Annotated in this window: 13 protein-coding genes; 6 read left to right on the forward strand and 7 right to left on the reverse strand. The window is 71.5% G+C overall.

Annotated features, from left to right (window positions below):
* Positions 1–233 precede the first annotated feature (233 nt).
* A complete protein-coding gene (locus KVT45_RS30550; protein ID WP_217552352.1) occupies positions 234–2,516 on the forward strand; it encodes a (Fe-S)-binding protein in 2,283 nt (760 codons plus the stop codon).
* A 90-nt stretch (positions 2,517–2,606) separates the two neighbouring features.
* Here the strand turns inward: KVT45_RS30550 and KVT45_RS30555 are convergent, their stop codons facing one another.
* A complete protein-coding gene (locus KVT45_RS30555) occupies positions 2,607–3,119 on the reverse strand; it encodes a hypothetical protein (RefSeq protein ID WP_217552353.1) in 513 nt (170 codons plus the stop codon).
* A gap of 276 nt (positions 3,120–3,395) precedes the next feature.
* On the opposite strand from KVT45_RS30555, the gene KVT45_RS30560 reads away from it, so the two are divergent.
* Positions 3,396–3,755, forward strand: a complete 360-nt coding sequence (locus tag KVT45_RS30560) for a PLAT/LH2 domain-containing protein (RefSeq protein ID WP_217552354.1) — start codon at positions 3,396–3,398, stop codon at positions 3,753–3,755.
* A gap of 150 nt (positions 3,756–3,905) precedes the next feature.
* Positions 3,906–5,234, forward strand: coding sequence for a hypothetical protein (locus KVT45_RS30565; RefSeq protein WP_217552355.1), 1,329 nt, complete (start codon positions 3,906–3,908; stop codon positions 5,232–5,234).
* Between the two features lie 73 nt (positions 5,235–5,307).
* Here KVT45_RS30565 and KVT45_RS30570 read toward each other — a convergent pair whose 3' ends face one another.
* A complete protein-coding gene (locus KVT45_RS30570; protein WP_217552356.1) occupies positions 5,308–6,303 on the reverse strand; it encodes an MBL fold metallo-hydrolase in 996 nt (331 codons plus the stop codon).
* 102 nt (positions 6,304–6,405) lie between these two features.
* On the opposite strand from KVT45_RS30570, the gene KVT45_RS30575 reads away from it, so the two are divergent.
* Positions 6,406–7,344, forward strand: coding sequence for an AraC family transcriptional regulator (locus KVT45_RS30575; RefSeq protein WP_217552357.1), 939 nt, complete (start codon positions 6,406–6,408; stop codon positions 7,342–7,344).
* A 20-nt stretch (positions 7,345–7,364) separates the two neighbouring features.
* Here KVT45_RS30575 and KVT45_RS30580 read toward each other — a convergent pair whose 3' ends face one another.
* Positions 7,365–8,471, reverse strand: a complete 1,107-nt coding sequence (locus tag KVT45_RS30580) for a sugar ABC transporter substrate-binding protein (RefSeq protein ID WP_217552400.1) — start codon at positions 8,469–8,471, stop codon at positions 7,365–7,367.
* 496 nt (positions 8,472–8,967) lie between these two features.
* Between KVT45_RS30580 and KVT45_RS30585 the strand changes: the two genes are divergently transcribed.
* Positions 8,968–10,392 (forward strand): alpha/beta hydrolase, encoded by a 1,425-nt coding sequence (locus KVT45_RS30585; protein WP_217552358.1) that lies wholly within the window; start codon positions 8,968–8,970, stop codon positions 10,390–10,392.
* Between the two features lie 119 nt (positions 10,393–10,511).
* On the opposite strand, the gene KVT45_RS30590 is transcribed toward KVT45_RS30585, so the two are convergent.
* Together KVT45_RS30590 and KVT45_RS30595 are read right to left on the reverse strand one after the other, a co-directional pair.
* Entirely contained in the window at positions 10,512–12,935 is a 2,424-nt protein-coding gene (locus tag KVT45_RS30590) for a SpoIIE family protein phosphatase (protein ID WP_217552360.1), read from the reverse strand.
* A 300-nt stretch (positions 12,936–13,235) separates the two neighbouring features.
* Entirely contained in the window at positions 13,236–14,582 is a 1,347-nt protein-coding gene (locus tag KVT45_RS30595; RefSeq protein WP_217552361.1) for a S8 family serine peptidase, read from the reverse strand.
* A gap of 293 nt (positions 14,583–14,875) precedes the next feature.
* Between KVT45_RS30595 and KVT45_RS30600 the strand changes: the two genes are divergently transcribed.
* The gene (locus tag KVT45_RS30600; RefSeq protein WP_217552362.1) at positions 14,876–16,240 is read left to right on the forward strand and encodes a phosphatase PAP2 family protein; all 1,365 of its coding nucleotides are present in this window, start codon (positions 14,876–14,878) and stop codon (positions 16,238–16,240) included.
* Here the strand turns inward: KVT45_RS30600 and KVT45_RS30605 are convergent.
* Positions 16,212–16,565, reverse strand: a complete 354-nt coding sequence (locus KVT45_RS30605) for a cupin domain-containing protein (protein WP_217552363.1) — start codon at positions 16,563–16,565, stop codon at positions 16,212–16,214. The genes KVT45_RS30600 and KVT45_RS30605 overlap by 29 nt on opposite strands.
* Before the next feature lie 80 nt (positions 16,566–16,645).
* Positions 16,646–19,312 carry a SpoIIE family protein phosphatase gene (locus KVT45_RS30610; RefSeq protein WP_217552364.1) on the reverse strand — a complete coding sequence of 889 codons (2,667 nt, stop codon included), beginning with the start codon at positions 19,310–19,312 and terminating at the stop codon, positions 16,646–16,648.
* Positions 19,313–19,338 lie beyond the last annotated feature (26 nt).

The following is a 19,338-nucleotide window of genomic DNA, read 5'->3' on the forward strand; positions in this document are numbered from 1 at the left end:
AGACCTGAATGTAACAATTCTGTACGAATAACACGATCGGGTTGGGGCGTACCGCCCAGGCGGGCCTCAGGCAGACCTCAGCGATCCAGATCACCCCGCACCTGACTACAGTGCGAGTAAAGATGCGGGTAGTCTCAGACCGACTGCATAAGTTACCGCTTAGTAATTTCGGGAACCTCGCGAAGCGACGCGAAGAGACCCGAAGAGACCCCTCGCAGGCCCGAGGAGCCCCCATGCAACTCGCCGCGATCATCGTGTCGCTGGTACTCGCCGTGGTCGGCGTCGCGCTGTTCAGCCGCGCCATCGCGCAGATCTACCGGTTCGTACGGCTCGGCCAGGACGTCCCGGCGGGCACCCGCACCGACGACTGGACCGCCCGCACCGCCACGGTGATCAGGGAGTTCCTCGGCCACACCCGGATGAACCGGTGGGGTGTGGTGGGTGTCGCGCACTGGTTCGTCGCCGTCGGCTTCTTCTCCCTGGTGCTGACGCTGATCAACGCCTTCGGCCAGCTGTTCCAGGCCGACTGGATGCTGCCGGTCATCGGCCACTGGCTGCCGTACGAGATGTTCGTCGAGTTCATCGGCACGATGACCACGCTGGGCATCCTCACGCTCATCGTCATCCGGCAGCTGAGCCACCCGCGCCGGCCGGGCCGCAAGTCCCGGTTCGCCGGCTCGAACTTCGGCCAGGCCTACTTCGTCGAGGCCGTGATCCTCATCATCGGCCTCGCCATCATGACCCTGCGCGGCCTGGAGGGCGCCCTCGCCGGCGTGCACGGCTACGAGGCCGCGTACTTCGCCTCGTACCCCCTGGTCGCCGCCTTCCGGGGCACGAGCGTCGACACGCTGCAGAACCTGGTCTACCTCACGGCGATGATCAAGATCGGGACCTCCTTCATCTGGATGATCACGGTCTCCCTCAAGACCGACATGGGCGTCGCCTGGCACCGCTTCCTCGCCTTCCCGAACATCTGGTTCAAGCGGAACGCGACCGGTGAGACCTCGCTCGGCGGCCTGCTCCCGATGACCTCGGGCGGCAAGCCGATCGACTTCACCGACCCCGGTGAGGACGACGTCTTCGGTGTCTCCCAGATCGAGCACTTCTCCTGGAAGGGCCTGCTCGACTTCTCCACCTGCACCGAGTGCGGCCGCTGCCAGTCGCAGTGCCCGGCCTGGAACACCGGCAAGCCGCTCTCCCCCAAGCTGCTGATCATGTCCCTGCGCGACCACTCGCACGCCAAGGCGCCCTACCTGCTGGCGGGCGGCGGCAAGAACGCGGAGGGCGAGGAGAAGGCGTCCGAGGAGCAGCTGGCCGGGGTGCCCGCCGCGGCCCTCGCGGAGGCCGAGCGCCCCCTCATCGGCACCGCCGAGGAGAACGGCGTCATCGACCCGGACGTGCTGTGGTCCTGCACCACCTGCGGCGCCTGTGTCGAGCAGTGCCCGGTGGACATCGAGCACGTCGACCACATCGTCGACATGCGCCGCTACCAGGTGATGATCGAGTCCGCGTTCCCGTCCGAGGCGGGCACGATGCTCAAGAACCTGGAGAAGAAGGGCAACCCCTGGGGCCTGGCCAAGAAGCAGCGCCTGGAGTGGCTCAAGGAGGTCGACTTCGAGGTCCCGGTCGTCGGCAAGGACATCGAGGACCTCACCGAGGTCGAGTACCTGTACTGGGTCGGCTGCGCGGGCTCCCTGGAGGACCGCGCCAAGAAGACGACGAAGGCCTTCGCGGAACTCCTCCACATCGCGGGCGTCAAGTTCGCGATCATGGGCGGCGACGAGAAGTGCACCGGCGACTCCGCCCGCCGCCTGGGCAACGAGCCCCTGTTCCAGGAGCTCGGCATGGAGAACGTCATGGCGCTGAACACGGCGTTCGGCGAGGAGCTGGACGACGACGGCAAGGTGACGGAGGAGTCCCGCAAGCCGAAGTCGGCGAAGAAGATCGTCGCCACCTGCCCGCACTGCCTCAACACCATCGGCAACGAGTACCCGCAGCTCGGCGGCGACTACGAGGTCATCCACCACACCCAGCTGCTCCAGCACCTGGTGGACGAGGGCAAGCTGATCCCGGTCACCCCGGTCGAGGGCATCATCACCTACCACGACCCCTGCTACCTGGGCCGCCACAACAAGATCTACACGCCCCCGCGCGAGATCATCGCCAGCGTCCCGGGCCTGCGAAACGAGGAGATGCACCGCCACAAGGAGCGCGGCTTCTGCTGTGGCGCCGGTGGCGCGCGGATGTGGATGGAGGAGCGGATCGGCAAGCGCATCAACAACGAGCGTGTCGACGAGGCGCTGTCGGTCAACCCCGACATCGTGTCCACCGCCTGCCCCTTCTGCCTCGTGATGCTCACCGACTCGGTCAACGGCAAGAAGAACGACGGCAAGGCCAAGGAGTCCATCCAGGTGGTGGACGTGGCCCAGCTGCTCCTCGACTCGGTCCGGACCCCGGTCGACCCGGCGGGCGAGACGGAGCAGGAGCCCGCTCCGGAGCCGGAGCCGGTGAAGTAACCCGCGTATCACACACCGAACGACGCCCTCCGGACCGCTGCGGTCCGGAGGGCGTCGTTTTTTCTCCAGGAAATCAGGGACTGCCGGTTTTCACACGCGCGGCTTTTCGAACAGGCTGCCGATCAATTTCTTGATGAGTTCGGTGGCGGCCAGGTCCAGATAGGAGGCGGCCTTTCCCAGAATGTCCGTGCCGACCTTGGTCGCGGACCAGATCGACCACCGCATGCCGTCGTTGTGAAAGGTGAGGTGCAGGGAGACGGAGGATGACCACCACGATCCCCTGGGGCCCATCTCGGCGGTGAATATCTCTTCCTGCCGGTCGTCGAACCCGCGCAGATTGTCCAGGCTGGACCAGCTGACGGGCCCGACGACGAAATCGATGCCGCCTTCCGGTCCCTGTACGCGCAGCCTGCCCCAGTCGACCCAGGGGAGGAAGAAGTGGTCGAACGTCAGGACGTCACCGCTGCCCAGTACGATTTCCTCGTCCCTGCCGTAGCTCTTTCCCCGCTCCCTGCAGTACGGCCGCCACGTTCCGTCGTTCTGCAGGAGGGTGAAACTGTAGTCGCTCTGATTGAACACTTTTTCGAGCCAGACGGTCGCCATCGGAACTCCACCCCATTCTGCCGGAGACCTGGTTCGCCGAATCACCCTCCTGGATACGGCGGGAAAAAGAAAGCCCGCATATGGAAGTAGGAGACCGCGCTCCGAATCGATCGACGATCTCACGGTACGGCGGGCCCGCATTTCGTCCGACTCCGGCAATGCATTCCGAGTACCCGGACTACTGCCACATCGAGCCGTCCGCGGCTGTCCGGCGACGGATTGCGGTCGTACGAGCAATTGCAGGACCATGCCGGAAAACATGCCCAGGGGGTGGCCATGCCGGATTACAGGATCACCGTCCACACCGGGGACGTGGACAGCGCCGGAACAGACGCCAACGTCTACCTCACGGTCTTCGGCAGCAACGGCAGCAGCGACGAACTGCAACTCGACAGCGGAAGGGACGACTTCGAGCGCGACAGCGCGGACACGTTCACCCACACCCTCAAGGACCTGGGGGATCTCTACCGGGTCCGCATCCGTCACGACAACTCGGGCTCCAGGCCGGGGTGGTTCCTGGACCGCATCACGATCCGGGACGAGGACTCCGACAAGGAATGGTCGTTCCCCTGCTCACGGTGGCTCGCCACCGACGAGGACGACTCCCGCATCGACCGCTACCTCGACCTCGCCTGACCGACTTCGAGCGGCTCCTCGCCCGCGAGTCGCGCGCCTTCGCCGACTGCCCGGCCGGCCGCGCCGGTGACCCGGACGGCCCACCTCTGCTCGCGTGTGTGCTCCCTGGCGGTTCGGCTGGAGGAGGAGCGGAGCGACCTGGAGGTACGGGTGACGGAGGACAGCGCGCACGCGGACGGCGAGGCCGGCCGGTCCGACGACGTCCGGGAACTTCGGGCCCGGGTCGCGGCCCTGGAGAAGGAACGGGTCCGGCCTCCCCGGCACCACGTCAGATCTCTCCTCGCCGTCGTCCTGGTCGTCGTCGGCTGCCTGCTCGCCCCGCTCGCCGTGGTCGCGTCGTGGGCGGCGGACCAGGTGGGCGACACCGACCGCTACGTCAGCACGGTCGCCCCGCTCGCCTCGGATCCCGACGTGCAGAACGCCGTGGCCAACCGGGCCACCGACGCGCTCATGAGCCACCTCGACCTGCCCGCCCTGCTCGCCGACGTGGCCCCCGCGGACCGGCCCCGCCTGCAGCAGGCGCTGGGCGGCAGACTCGGCGACGCGCTCGAAGGGGCCGTGCGCAGTTTCGTCCACGACAAGGCCCGCGAGGTCGCCGCGTCCGACGCGTTCCGGACCGTGTGGACCGACGCCAACCGCCGGATCCACAGCAGTCTCGACAAGGCGCTCACCGGCAGCGGCGGCGGCGCGGTGCAGCTGACGAACGACAGCGTCACCCTCGACATCGGCCCCCTCGTGGACCAGGTCAAGCAGCGGCTCGTCGACGCCGGACTGACCCCCGCCGAGCACATCCCCGCCGTGCACACCGACTTCACCCTCGTCAGGTCCGACCAGGTCGGCAAGGTCAAGACCTACGTACGGCTGCTCCAGCTCGCCGGGAACTGGCTGCCCGTGCTGGCCGTGCTGCTGGTCGCCGCCGGGGTGCTGCTCGCGGTCCGGCGGCGCCGGGCCCTGGTGGCCGGCTGCATCGGCGTCGCCGTCACCACCGGGCTGCTCGGCATCGGGCTGCGCGTGTTCCGCGTGTTCTACCTGGACCGGCTGCCCGCGGGCGTCTCCCCGGGCGCGGCGGCCGCCGTCTACGACGCGCTGACCCACTTCCTGCGCACCGGCGTGCGCATGGTCGTGGCCCTGGCCGTCGTCGTCGCCCTGGCCGCCTGGCTCACCGGCGCCGGCCGGTACGCCGGGCTGGTCCGGGGCCTGTGGACGTCCGGGATCGGAGCGGTACGCGGCACCGCCGACCGCGCCGGACTGCGCACCGGCCCGGTCGGCCCCTTCGTACGCCGCTACCGCGCCTGGATCACCTGGGTCCTGGTGGCCGTGGCGGTGCTGGTCTACCTGCTGTGGTCGTTCCCCACCGGCTGGGTGGTGGTCGGCATCGCCCTGTGCCTGCTGTTCGTGCTGGCCGTGGTGGAGTTCCTGGCAGCGCCCCCGTCCCCGCCGCCGGCCGGGGGAGAGACCCCGGCCCGGTCGCCCGCCTGACGATCCGGCCGACCGCCGGCGCCGCCCCGGGCGGCCGGGGTACCTGTGGAACGCCGGACGGCCCGCGGACCCGTCAGGGCGCGAAGGCCGCCCAGGGGCCGAGCGCGAACCCCCCGCCCTCCTTGCGGACCTCCACCGCGCCCGGTCCGCCGAAGTGCGCGGGGATGACCAGTTCACGGGTGGCGGCGGCCCGTTCGAGGATCCGGCGGCGGCTGGCCTCCGCCTGCGCGGGGTCGAGGCAGAAGCAGCTGTTCCACTGCGGCCGGAGGATCTGGACCGGACTGTGCAGCAGGTCGCCGACGAAGACCGCGCGATCGCTCCCCGACGCGAGCCGGAGCACCGAGGAGCCGGGGGTGTGGCCGGGTGCCGACTCCAGGGTGAGGTGTTCGTCGATGCGGTGGACGCCGTCCCACAGGACGGTCTGACCGGCCCGGTGGACCGGCGCGATGCTGTCCTCGTAGACGAGCCGGTCGTCCTCCCCCACCCCGTTTCCGTACCCGTTCTCCGGCCCGAAGTGGAAGTCGTCGGCGGTCGGGACGAGGTACCGGGCGTTGGGGAAGGCGGGCGCCCAGCCGCCCTCGACGCCGACCGTGTTCCAGCCGACGTGGTCGGCGTGCACATGGGTGTTGACGACGACGTCGACGTCCTGAGGCCGCACCCCGGCCCGGGCCAGCAGCCCGAGGAAGTCGCCCTGCCACTGGTGGAACCCGGGCAGGCCGGGCCGCTCGCGGCCGTTGCCCACCGGGGTGTCGACCAGCACGGTCCGCCCGCCGCTGCGCAGCACCCAGGTGCCCAGTGCGGCCACCGCCCGGTCGGCCGCCGGGTCCCAGTGGTCCGGCGCCAGCCAGTCCGCGTTGTCCGCCCAGACCTCGGCGGACGACCGCGGCACGAGGGTGCGGGCCGGCGTGAACGGCCCCTGCCACTCGACGACGCGGATGACCTCGACGTCACCCAGCACGGTGCGCTGTACGAAGCCCTCGCGCCGGGAATCGTCGCGTCCGGAACTCTCGCTCCGGATACTCGGGCCGCTCAGGATGCTCGGGATGCTCGGGGAATTCTCGCTCTCCATGGAATCGACCCTAGGGAGCACTGGTGAGCGTCTCAATGCTCTTCGTGCTCCTCGAAATACGTGCTCGGCTCACCTCCGAGCCTTGTGGGCTAGCCTGCCGCCGTGGATGTGCTGAGCGACGCGATCGCGGCCGTCAGGGTCGGACAGCCCTCGTCCAACCGGGTGCGGGTGAGCGGCACCTGGTGCACACGGCTGGCTCCGTACGAGGGCGCGGGCTTCCACGTCGTACTGAAGGGGACCTGCTGGCTGCTTCCCGACGGCGGCGCCCCGGTCCCGCTGGGCACCGGAGACGCGGTGCTGCTCCCGCACGGCACGGGGCATGTGCTCGCCGACTCCCCCGCCGACGCGGCGGCCGTGCGACGCGCGGTGCCGTTCGAGCGCTGGGCGGGGGACGAGGGGGCGGACGGACGGACGGCGTACGGGGCGTACGGCGGGGTGGAGCTGCTGTGCGGCAAGTACCGGCTCGACCGCAGCCACGCCCACCCGCTCATGGCGGAGCTGCCCGAGGCCGTCCACCTGCCCAACCGGGTGGGCAGCCACCCCGAACTCCGGGCGGCGATCGACCTGCTGGGCCGGGAGCTGGACGCGCGGCGGCCCGGGTCGGGCACGGTGGTCCCCAGCCTGCTGGACCTGCTGTTCGTCTACATGATCCGGTCCTGGATGGCCGAGGGCGCGACCGGTACCTGGCCGGCCGTGCTGACCGATCCGGTCACCGCCGCCGCGCTGCGCGCGCTGCACGCGGACCCGGCCGCCGCCTGGACCAACGACCGCCTCGCCACCGAGGTGGGCGTCTCCCGGCCGACCCTGGCCCGCCGGTTCACCGGCCTGGTGGGCCGGGCGCCGATGACGTACCTCACCTGGTGGCGTCTGACCCTCGCCGCGACCCTGCTCCGCGACACCGAGGAGCCGCTGGCCGCCATCGCCCGCCGGGTCGGCTACGGCACTCCCTACGCCCTCTCGCACGCCTTCAAGCGGGAGTTCGGAGCCACCCCGGGGCGGTTCCGCACGCAGACACAGGGCCGTCCGGGCTCAGCGGCCTGATCGCCGCCCCCTTCCCCCGGCTACTCCAGGCCGATCGCGGCGCACGCCGACCGGTACTTCGGGGTGCAGATGTCGGCGACGGTGTAGACGCCGTCCGCGATCACCGTGTCCTTGATGTTGTCCCTGGTGAGGGAGACCACCGGCACCAGCGTCGCGGGGATGTCCTTCTGGGTCGGGCTGTCGACCTTGTCCTGGGTCAGCGCGTCGTACTGGATGTCGCGGCCCTGCACCTTGTACACCGCCATCTCCGCGGCGTCGGTGGCCTCGTCCAGGAACGACTTGTACACGCTCATGTACTGCTCGCCCGAGACGACCCGCTGCACCGCGTCCAGGTTCGCGTCCTGCCCGGTGACCGGGGGGATCGTGGTGGCGCCCGCCTGCTTCAGCGCGTCGATGACGGCGCCGGCCATGCCGTCGTTGGCCGAGTAGACGGCGGCGATGTTGTTCAGGCCGACGGCCCGGATCGCCTTCTTCATGTTCGCCTCGGCGACCGCGGGCGACCACTTGTCGGTGTCGTACTGCTCGGCGATGTGGACCTTGTCCTTGAGTTCGGTGAGGGCGCCCTCCTTGAAACTCGCGGTGTTCGGGTCCGCGGGGTCGCCGTTCATCATGACGATGTCGCTGGTGGCGGCCTTGCTGCCGAGCGCCTCCATGATGGCGCGGCCCTGGACCTCGCCGACGAGTTCGTTGTCATGGGAGACGTAGGCGTCGATCGGGCCCTGCGCGAGCCGGTCGTAGGCGATGACGGGGATGCCGGCGTCCTTCGCCTTCTGGACGTCCGGCGCGATGGCCTTGGCGTCCAGCGCGTCCACCACGATGATGTCGACCTTCTTGGACACCATCTCCTGGAACTGCCGGCTCTGCTTGTCCTGGCTCGCCTCGGCGTTGGCGTAGTCGACCTTGCCCTTGCCGTGCGTGAGGGCGGCGACCTCCTTCTTGAAGATGGGGTGGTCGAAGGCCTCGAAGCGGGCCGTGTCCTTGTCGGGCAGCAACAGCCCGACCGTGATGTCGTCGCCCTTCTTCGGGGTCGCGGAGTCACCGCTCCCGCCGATGCCGTCGACGACGCCGCACGCGGTGAGCGTGAGAGCGGACGCGGAGGCGGCCAGGGTTATCGCGAGGCGGGGCAGGGGGGTCCCGCGGAGGGTAGGAACGCTCACATCAGGCGCCTTCCGAATGGGGGGAGCGTCATGCGCAACCGATGGTGTGAAGGAAGCAAACGCGCAGTGGCGGGGTACGTCAAGACGTAAGGACAACACGGCAGTTGGGGCGTGCCCGGCACGTCGACCCGAGATGCCCGGACGGGCGGACGTTCCCCCAGGTCAGGCCGGTTGCACGGGAGTTCACCGGACCGGCGGACCGTGGATCACGAAGGGGCCGATGCGGGGCGGCGGGCGGGTAACGGGCCGTCCGGCCAAGGGCGTTCACCGTCTTCGCCGGCTTCGCCGCCTTCGCTGCCTTCGCTGTCGCTACCTCGGCGAAGTGGAGGCCGAAGCGCTTCAAGCCCCATGTTGTGCAATTCATTGACGGCCGCAACAAACAGGCCCTACATTCCTCGATGCCCTCGCTCAGCGCACCGAGCACCGCTCCGCCGTCCGTCACCCCCGCGCGCAAGGAGCCGCCTCCATGTCAGTCAGCACCCGCACCCGCGCCTCCCGCACCCGACTGCGCATCGCCCTGGCCGCCCTGGCCACACTGACCGCCACGGCCCTCGCCACCCTGCCCGCACCCGCCGCCCGGGCGGACACGCCGGCCGCCGGCAGCCTGACCGGCACCCTCTCCGACGGCGCCACCTGGATCGCGGACGTACCCGAACACTGGAACGGCACCCTGCTGCTGTTCAGCCACGGCTTCGGCCCCACCGTCGCCAGGGACGCCCCCACCGACGCCGTCCGCACCGAGCTGCTCGCCGAGGGCTATGCGCTGGCGGGGTCCTCGTACGACCCCCATGGCTCGATGTGGGCCCTGAACAGCGCCGAGCGCGACCAGTTCGCCACCCTCGACGCCGTCACCGCGAAGATCGGCACGCCGCGGCGCACCCTCGCCCTGGGGCAGTCCATGGGCGGGCTCGTGAACGCGCAGCTGGCCCGGGACGGCGGCGGCCGCATCGACGGCGCGCTCGGCCAGTGCGGCCTGGTCGCGGGCGCCACGGACCTGGACAACTACCAGCTGGACGCCGAGTACGCGATCGCCCGGCTGCTGCTGCCGGCCCAGGACCTGCAGCTGGTGCGCTTCGGCTCCGCCGACGCGGCGGCCGCCGCCGCGCAGCAGCTCACCGACGCGGTCACCGCCGCGCAGGCCACCCCGCAGGGCCGGGCCAGGATCGCGCTCGCCGCCGCCTTCCTCAACCTGCCCGCCTGGTCGCCCGGAAAGGCCAGGCCCGCCGCGACCGACTGGGCGGGCCAGGAGGCACAGCAGTACGACTGGTTCGCACAGGGCATCCTGGCGTTCGTCGAGGGCGGCCGGTACGCCGTCGAGCAGTCGGTCGGCGGCAACAACTCGTGGAACCGGGGCGTCGACTACGCCGGTCTGCTCGCCGGTTCCGAACACGCGCCCCAGGTCCGCGCCCTGTACACGGCGGCCGGGCTGGACCTGGCCGCCGACCTGCGAACACTGACCGCGGGCGCCGCGATCAGCGCCGATCCCGCGGCGGTCCGTACCGCGCGGCAGACGTCCTCCGCCGGCCAGGGACTCGAGGTGCCGTTGCTCGACGTCCACACCACCGCCGACAACCTGGTCCCGGTGGAGCAGGAGAACCGCTTCGCCGAGCGGGTGCGCGCCTCGGGCGACGGCGCGCTGCTGCGGCAGGCGTATGTCGAACGGCAGGGCCACTGCGCGTTCACCACCGCCGAGACCGTGGCCTCGCTGCACGCCCTCGAACACCGTGTGGACACCGGCCGTTGGGACGACGCCGCGACACCGGCCGCCCTCCAGCGGTCCGCCACCGCGCTCGGCCTGGACGGGGCGGCCTATGTGCCGTATGCCCCGGCGCGGTTGACGGTCGGCCGCGACGGTACGCGGTCGCCGGTCCGCGACGACCGGCGCGGCTGAGACCGGGGCGGCCGCCTTCCCGGGCGGCGCGGCGGTCACGAGGGGCGGTCACGGGCGGTGCGGCGGTCGAGGGCGGCGCGGCGGTCGCGGGCGACGTGGTGCCCCCGTGACCGCCGCCGTCACGTGTCCGGCCCGGTGAGTCCGATCTCGGCCCAGATGGTCTTGCCGCCGGGCTGCTGACGGGTGCCCCAGCGGCGGGCGAGCCGGGCGACGAGCAGCAGGCCGCGGCCGCCCTCGTCGTAGCCGCGGGCCCGGCGCAGGTGCGGGGCGGTGCCGCTGCCGTCGGAGACCTCGCAGAGCAGTGTGGTCCCCCGGATCAGCCGCAGCTGGACGGGCGGTTGCCCGTAGCGGATCGCGTTCGTGACGAGTTCGCTGACCACCAGCTCGGCCGTGAACGCCACGTCCGGCAGGTGCCAGGCCTCCAGCCGGGCCAGTACCCGGGCACGGGCGTCGGCGACCACGGCCGGGTCGGAGGGCAGGTCCCAGGTGGCGACCCGGTCCGCGTCGAGCGCCCGGGTGCGCGCGACGAGCAGGGCGACGTCGTCCTCGGGCTGCGGGGGCAGCAGCGCCGGGAGCAGCTCGTCGCACAGCTCCTCCAGCGGCAGGGCGGCAGCCCGGTCGAGGGAGCGGCGCAGCCGCGCCAGACCGTCGCCCAGGTCCTGCCCGGGCCCCTTGAGCAGGCCGTCGGTGTACAGCGCGAGAAGGCTGCCCGGGGGCAGTTCCCGCTCGACGGTCTCGAAGGGCAGCCCGCCCGCGCCCAGCGGCGGGCCGGGCGGCACGTCGAGGAAGTCCGCCGGTCCGTCCGGGGCGGCGACGGCGGGTGGCGGGTGGCCCGCGCTGGCGGCCGTGCACCGGCGGGAGACCGGGTCGTAGACCACGTACAGGCAGGTGGCGATGAGATCGCTGCAGGGTACGAGGTCGGGCTCGTGCTCCGCGGTGGTCTCCTCCTCGGCCGCCAGGAGGGTGACCAGGTCGTCGAGGTGGGTGAGCAGTTCGTCGGCGGGAAGTTCGACGTCGGCCAGGGTGCGCACCGCGGTCCGCAGCCGCCCCATGGTGGCCGACGCCCGCAGTCCGTGGCCCACCACGTCGCCCGCCACCAGCGCGACCCTGGCGCCGGAGAGCGGGATCACGTCGAACCAGTCGCCGCCCGGCCCCGCCCGGGTACGGGCCGGGAGGTAGCGATGGGCCACCTCGACCGCGTCCTGGGCCGAGAACCGGCGGGGCAGGAGGCTGCGCTGGAGGGCGAGCGCGGTGCCGCGTTCGAGGGTGTACCGGCGGGCGTTGTCCACGGCCACGGCGGCGCGCGCGGCGATCTCCTCGGCCAGCAGCAGGTCGTCGCGGGTGAACGGGTCCTCGCGCCGGTGCCGGACGAGGACCGCCACGCCGAGGGTGATGCCGCGGGCCCGCAGCGGAATGACCATGATCGAGTGGATCCCGAACCTGCGGACCACCCACGACCGCTCGGGATCGGCGAGCTCCCAGGCCCGGATCGCCTCGTCCCCGGTGTTGTGCAGCGAGGACCTGCCGGTGGCCAGGCAGCGGACGGGCGGTGCGGACGCGGGGTAGTCGTCCACGTCTCCGGGCTCGATCACCGCCTCGGGCGCCCCGCGCAGCACGGACTGCTGTGCCGCGCGCCGCAGCGGGACCCGGCCGGTCACGGACGGTTTCGGCTCGACGCCGCGGCACAGGGAGTCGAGCAGGTCGATGGTGATGAAGTCGGCGAGCCGGTCCACCGTCACGTCGGCCATCTCCTGCGCCGTGCGCATCACGTCCAGGGTGCTGCCCACCCGGGCGCTGATGTCGTTCAGCAGTGCGAGCCGCTCCCTGGCCAGGTACTGCTCGCTGACGTCGAGCGCGGAGACCTCCACGTGCCGCACCTGCCCGGCCGGTGTGACGAGCGGGGAGACGGTGACGGACCAGACCTTCTCGGGGGCGTCCGGCCGGACCCGGCCCCGGATGTGGAACTCCTCGGGCTCGCCCGTCGCGAACACCCGGCCCATGCCGCTCTCGATCCGGTGACAGAGGTGCGGCGGCAGGATGTCGGTGACGGGCCGGCCGCGCATCCGCTCCTCGCGCAGGCCGAGTTCGCGCACGGCACCGGCGCTCGCCCGCACGACCCGCAGCGCGGAGTCGTACACCATCACGGGCAGCCGGCACTGGGCGAACGCCTCGTCCCCCGTCACCGCGTCCGGCTGTGGCGGCTCCGGTGGTGCCACCACGAGGAGCCGCTGGGCACGGCCCTCGCGGTCGACCGACGGATACGCCCGTACCCGTACCGCGACGGTCCGGCCGTCCCGGTGCCGGAGCAGGGCCGTCGTCGCGGCCGTGGTCAGGTCCGTGAGGCCGTCCCCGCCCTCGGGTGCCGAGACGATCAGACGGCTGACGGGGCTGCCGACGGCCTCCTGGCAGGGGTAGCCGAGCAGCCGCTCGGCGCCCGCGCTCCACCCCGTCACGACTCCCCGGTCGTCGACGACCGCCGTGGCCGGGTCCGCCGGGTCGGGCGGTACGGCGCCGCTCCCGCCGCTCGGGGTGGCATCACGCATGCCGGTCACCGCCCGTTCTGCCGGCTCGGCCGCCGTGGCCCCGGGCGGACGCCGAGGAGACCACCGGACACCGCAGCCGGCCGGTCTCACCGCGTCGCCCTCACACCTCCCCTCCATCGTCCTTCGCCCGCCCCCGCACGTCACCTGCACCGCCCCCGCCCACCCGGCGGCACAGGCGGCCGAGGAAGAGGGCATGGCTTGAGGAAGAGGGCACAGCCGAGGAGGAGGGCGCGGTCGGGACGGGAACGGGAACGGCCCGGGTGCGGGACCCGGGCCGTTGTCCTTGCGGTGCGGTCAGTGTCAGGGCTTCTGCTTGACGAGGGCCGGGACGAAGCGCAGGGCGTCCACGGTGCCGACGCCGGTGGCGAGGTCGTAGCCGTTGACGGCCTTGTAGCCGGTCACTCCCTGGTAGCTGTTGTTCGTGCCGTCGTTGACGTCGACGATGCCGGTGCCCTTGGAGTGGTAGGAGGAGAGGTCGTACAGCCTCTTCTGGATGTTGCCCAGGCGCTGGCCGGCCGCCTGGTCGGCGAGGGCGACGATGCCCGCGAAGAGCGGGGTGGCCTCGCTGGTGCCGCCGCTGACGTCCCAGCCGGTGGCGGTCGGGTCGAAGCTGGAGTAGATCCAGGCGCCGCCGTTGACCGCGGCGGACATCGAGATGTCCGGGGTGCCGCGACGGGTGCCGACCACCTTCTTCACGCCGTTCTGGAAGGACGGGCGGGTGAAGACGTGGGACTGGCCGCCGCCGCCGGAGCCGTAGTCGTTGTAGACGCTGTCCGGCTTGACGCGGTTGCCCTTGTCGTCCAGGTGGAGCTGGGTGCCGCCGATCGAGGTGACCAACGGGTCCGAGGAGGGCCAGGAGTTGACGCGCTTCTTGTAGTACGTCTTGCCGTCCGCCTGCAGGTCGGTGGCGCCGCCGTCACCGGAGGCGGCGAGCACGGTCACGTGCTTGCGGTTGGCGTCCTGGAAGGCGTACCGCAGCTTCTTGATGCTGGAGAAGTCGCCCTTGGCGAAGCCGGGGAAGGTGTTCTCGGTGGCGCCGAAGCTCTGGCTGATGACGTCGCCGACACCGTGGTCGATCATGTACTTCTCGGCGTCCATCATCTCCGGCAGACCGGTGGTGCCCTCGGTCTCGGAGACCGCCGTCTCCACGACGACGATCTTCGCGGCGGGCGCCACCGCATGCGCCATCTCGACGTCGAGGGTGGTCTCGCCGGCCCAGCCGGTCATGTCGGAGTTCTTCGGGTCGAAGGCGGGGACGTGCCCCCACTTGACGACCTTCACCTTGGTGCTGGGCAGCCCGAACTGCTTGCTGTAGACGTCGAGATCGTGCTGCACGGTCGGGGAGCCGTACGAGTCGACGATGACGATGGTGCGCCCCTTGCCCGTGACGCCCTTGCGGTAGAGGGCGTTCAGGTCGTACGCGGTGCGGTACTGGAGCGGGCTGTAGCAGTTGATCTGCCACTTGGCCTGGCACTGCTCGCTGGAGAGCGGGCTGCTCACACCGTGCACCAGGGTGTGCCCGACGACGGCCGGTACCGCGAGGGTGTGCGGTACGGCGGTGGGCGCGGCGGCCGTCAGCGCGGTGGCCGCGAGGGCGGCGACGGACGTGGCGGCCGCGACGGCCCGCCCGGTACGGGCTATGTGCATGAATCCCCCTGTGGTTCGGAGTCTCACGAAGTGGTCTCGGTCTCCGAGGAGATCTCGACGTGGTCTTCGCGTATCCCATCGAACGGGTCATGCACAGATCAAGTACGTTGAACGGACGATGCCGAACCCTTTACCCCGTGGTAACCCACCATTGACCGCACCGCCGTCGGGCACAAGGCTGGAACCCGGGCCGCGGCCTTTCCGTCTTCCTACGTCGAACAGCACCCCAACTGTCCCGCAACCTCTAGCAAAACGGGCGGACCTTGAGACACACACCACCGAGACTCTGGGCCGTGGCAGCCGCCACGGCCTTCGCGTTCCTCGTCGCACTGGAGGCAGCCGCACGTCACTACGGTCTGCCGGGGCCGATCACCAACCAGGCGCGAGAGGTGATATGCGCCCCCAAATCCGGCTTTCTGCTCTACGCCGGCCTTGCGTTGACGATGGTGGTGCTCCCCTGGCGGCAACGGTTCACCGCCCTCGGCGCCGCGATCGGCATCGACCTCGCCTTCGCGGCGGTCCGGTGGGCGTGCGGTGCCGAGGTGACCCGCGGCCAGCCGTTCGGCAACGGCGCGTTGTGGGTGATGCTCGGCTGTGCGGTGGTCGCCGTGACCCGCCGCGCCGGCCGCGAACGCGTCCTGCTGCTCAAGGGCGTCGGGCTGGGCCTGCTGCTGGTGACCGGCCGCAAGACCGGCGACACCTGGCTGCTCGTCACCTCGAAGACCCGCCCGACGGTGCTCGACCAGTACGTGGCCACCGCGGACCACGCCCTGGGCAACCCGTCGTGGCTGGTGGGCCGGATCGTCACGGCCACCGGCCCGATCGGCTTCAACGTCCTCGACGTCGTCTACGGCCAGCTCGCCGTGGCCGCGGTCGCCGTCGCGCTGTACCAACTGCGCGGCGTGGCGGCCGAGCGCCGCTTTCCGCGCCACCATCTGGTGCGCACCTTCCTGGTGATCGGCCTGCTCGGGCCGGCCGTCTACATGCTCTTCCCGGTGGTCGGACCGGTCTTCGCCTACGGCACCGGCGCCGACCACTGGGCGTCGGTCAGCCTCTGGCCGGAGCGGCCGCCGCACGGCGGACACTGGCCGGCGGCCGACCTGTGGCCGCGAACGGTGCCGCCGGTCACCGCCCCGCACCCCCTGCGGTACGACGGGTTCACCCCGCGCAACTGCATGCCGAGCCTGCACACGGCGTGGGCCACCGCGATCTTCCTGCACTCCCGGCAGGGCCCCCGGGTGCTGCGCTGGGCGGGCGCGTTCTGGCTGATCGCCACGCTCACCGCGACGCTGGGCTTCGGCTACCACTACGGCGCGGATCTCGTCGCCGGCGCGGTGTTCGCACTCACGGTCGAGGCGGCCCTGCGCTCGCTCGACCGCGGCTGGGACCCGTCGGGCATCCGGCTGGTCGCCCACGGTACGGCGGTCTTCGCCGCACTCCTGGTGTCCTACCGCTGGCTGCCGCTGGAGATGGCCACGCATCCCTGGGTGTCCGGACCGCTTCTCGTCCTCGCGATGGCCTCGGTGATCCTCGACTACGTACGGACCGTCAGCCGCTGGGCTCCACAGACCGAACCGACGGCGCGCCGGCCTGCACCGCAACCCGAACTGATCGGGGTGGAGGCGTCTTTCAGCGCCCGCCGGGTCCGGGGTAGGTGATCACCAGCATGGTGACGCCGTCCGGGGAGGTCCAGGGGCCGTGCGGCATCCCGGGCGGGCGGCAGGCGTACATGCCGGCGGTGAAGGTCCGGTCGAGCGTCAGGTCGTGCAGGGCACCCGCGACCAGGTAGACCTCCTCCCAGAAGTCGTGGCGTGTCACGCCGTCCGCCGAGGTGTCGGTGCCCGGCGCCCAGCGGACCAGCGCCGTACGGGATCCGCGGGCGGGGTCGTCGGCCAGGACGCACTCCTCGACGCCCGGACCGGCGCCGGCCGGGGCCCGCCACGGCCCGGCGGGCAGATGGAACTCCAGCTCGGGCTTCGACATGCCAGGCATGCTTCCCGTCCCCGCCCGATCGCGAACATCCGGGGGGACCGGCGCCCCTCGGCCGAGGCGGCCGCCGCCCCTCACAGCTGCGTACAGAGCCGCTGCTCGGTCCAGATGACCTTTCCGTCGGCGGTGTAGCGGGTCCCCCAGCGGTCGGCGAACTGGGCCACCAGGAAGAGTCCGCGGCCGCCCTCGTCCATGGTGGTGGCCCGGCGCAGGTGCGGAGAGACGCTGCTGCCGTCGGAGACCTCGCAGATGAGGCTGCGGTCCCGGATCAGGCGCACCCCGACGGGGCCCGTCGCGTGCCGGATGGCGTTGGTGACCAGCTCGCTGAGGATGAGCTCCAGGGTGAACGCCTCCTCCTCCAGACCCCAGTCGCGCAGCAGCTCGGTGGCCGCGGCACGGACACCGGCGACGGCCGAGGGGTCGGAGGGCACCGCCCAGGACGCGGTGTGCTTGTCGTCCAGCATCCGGGTGCGGGCGACGATCAGCGCCACGTCGTCGCGGGGCGCCCCGGGCACCATGGCGTCGATCGCCGCCCGGCACATCTGCTCCGGCGTACGCCCCGCCACCGCGAGGGCCCGGCGCAGACGCTCGATGCCCTCGTCGATGTCCTGCCGCCGGTCCTCGATCAGGCCGTCGGTGTAGAGCACGATGCCGCTGCCCTCGGGCAGCACCACCTCGCTCTTCTCGTAGGGCATTCCGCCCAGCCCCAGCGGTGGGCCGGCCGGTACCCCGGGCAGGTGGGCGTGGCCGTCCGGGGGCACGATGATGGGTTCCAGGTGACCGGCCCTGGCCATCGTGCACAGCTGTGAGACCGGGTCGTAGACCGCGTACAGGCAGGTGGCGCCCGTGAGCGTCGGGGTGCCGTTGTCGCCTTCGCGGTCCTGGTCGAGGCGGGTGACCAGCTCGTCCAGGTGCCAGAGAAGTTCGTCGGGGGGCAGGTCGAGCGTCGAGAGGTTGTGTACGGCGGTGCGCAGTTGGCCCATGGTGGCGGCGGCGTGCAGTCCGTGCCCCACGACGTCGCCCACCACGATGGCGACGCGTGCTCCGGGGAGCGGTATGACGTCGAACCAGTCGCCGCCGACGCCACCGGGCCCCGCCCCTGCCGGAAGGTAGCGGTGCGCCACGTCGACGGCGTTCTGCTCCGGCAGGGCGTGCGGAAGCAGGCTGCGCTGCAGCGTGACCGCCATGGTGCGCTCCCGCGTGAAGCGGCGCGCGTTGTCGACGCTGATCGCCGCGCGGGCGACCAGCTCCTCGGCGAGCGAGAGATCCTCCCAGGTGAAGGAGGTCGGCTCCTTGGAACGCCAGAAGGTCGCCACGCCGAGGATCGCGCCGCGGGCCCGCAGCGGGGCGGCGATCATGGAGTGGATGCCGTAGGCCACCAGCTGCCGTGCCCGTTCGGGATCCTGGGCCTGCCAGCCGGAGAACGCCGCCATGTCGGCCTCCAGCACCATCCGCCCGGAACCGAAGCCCTCGCCCTGCGGGGTGGAGGGGTCGAAGTGGATGAGCGCACCGGGCGGGTAGAGCGGCACACCCTGCCGGATGCCGTGCAGGGTGACCCGGCGCAGCTCCTCCGCGTCCACCTCGTCGGGCTCCTCGCCACGCAGCACGGCGTCGCTCAGGTCGACGGTGACGTAGTCGGCGAACCTGGGTACGGCGAACTCCGCCAGTTCCTCCGCGGTGTGCCGCACGTCGAGGGTGGTGCCGATGCGCAGTCCGGCGTCGTACAGCAGCTTGAGCCGTTCCTGGACCACCTCGACCCGGCCCATCAGCGCGCTGAGTTCGGTCGTGTCGCGCAGGGTGGCTACCCAGCCGCCGGGTCCGGGCGGCCGGTCCATGGGGCGCTGGCTGACGGCCAGCAGCCGGTCGCCGACCTCGACCACCTCGTCCGTGGTCGCCCTGCCGGACGCGAGGAGCTGTCCGGCCCCGGGGGCGATCCCCAGGTCCGTGACGGGCAGGCCGTCCACGTCCGCCGCGAGTCCCAGCAGGCGCCGCGCCTCGTCGTTGGCCAGGAGCAGACGGCCCTGCGGACCGACGATGAGGACGCCTTCGCGGACCGCGTGCAGAACGGCGTCATGGTGCTCGTACATGCGGGTCATCTGCACCGGCCCCAGACCGTGGGTCTGGCGGCGCAGGCGCCTGCCGATGAGGGCCGTGCCACCGGTGGCGGCCGCGATCGCCAGCCCGGTGCCCGCCAGGACGAGCGGTGCCTGCCGGCCGGCCGCGACAGTCACCTGGTGGACGGTGATGCCCGCGGAGACCAGCCCGACGACCTTGCCCTCGGGGGTGGTCACGGGAACGACGGTCCGCACCGAGGGCCCCAGTGTCCCGGTCGTCGTCTCGGTGACGATGCCGCCGTGCTGCGCCGCCGCGATGCTGCCGATGTAGCGGCGGCCGATCTGGGCGGGGTTCGGATGGGTGTAGCGGATGCCCGTGGGACTCATCACGACGACGAAGTCCACGTGCGAACGTCTGCGGGTGTCCTCGGCCAACTGCTGGAGCACGGCGGTCGGATGCGTGCCGGTCAGCGCCTGCCGCACGGTGGGATCCGAGGCGACGGCGGAGGCCACGGCGAGGGTGCGGTTGCGGGCCTCCCGGTCGGCGTCGGCTCGCGACTGCAGCAGGAGGACGGCGACCGCCGTCGCCACGAGAACCAGGACGACTCCGACCTGCAGAAGGAACATCTGGCCGGCAAGGCTGCGGATCCCGTACCAGGATCGCAGCCGCCGGAGCAGTTGGTGCATACGGCTCATATAACACCAAACAGGTG

The sequence above is a fragment of the Streptomyces sp. GbtcB6 genome (assembly GCF_019091475.1).
GTDB classification, from domain to species: domain Bacteria; phylum Actinomycetota; class Actinomycetes; order Streptomycetales; family Streptomycetaceae; genus Streptomyces; species Streptomyces hyaluromycini.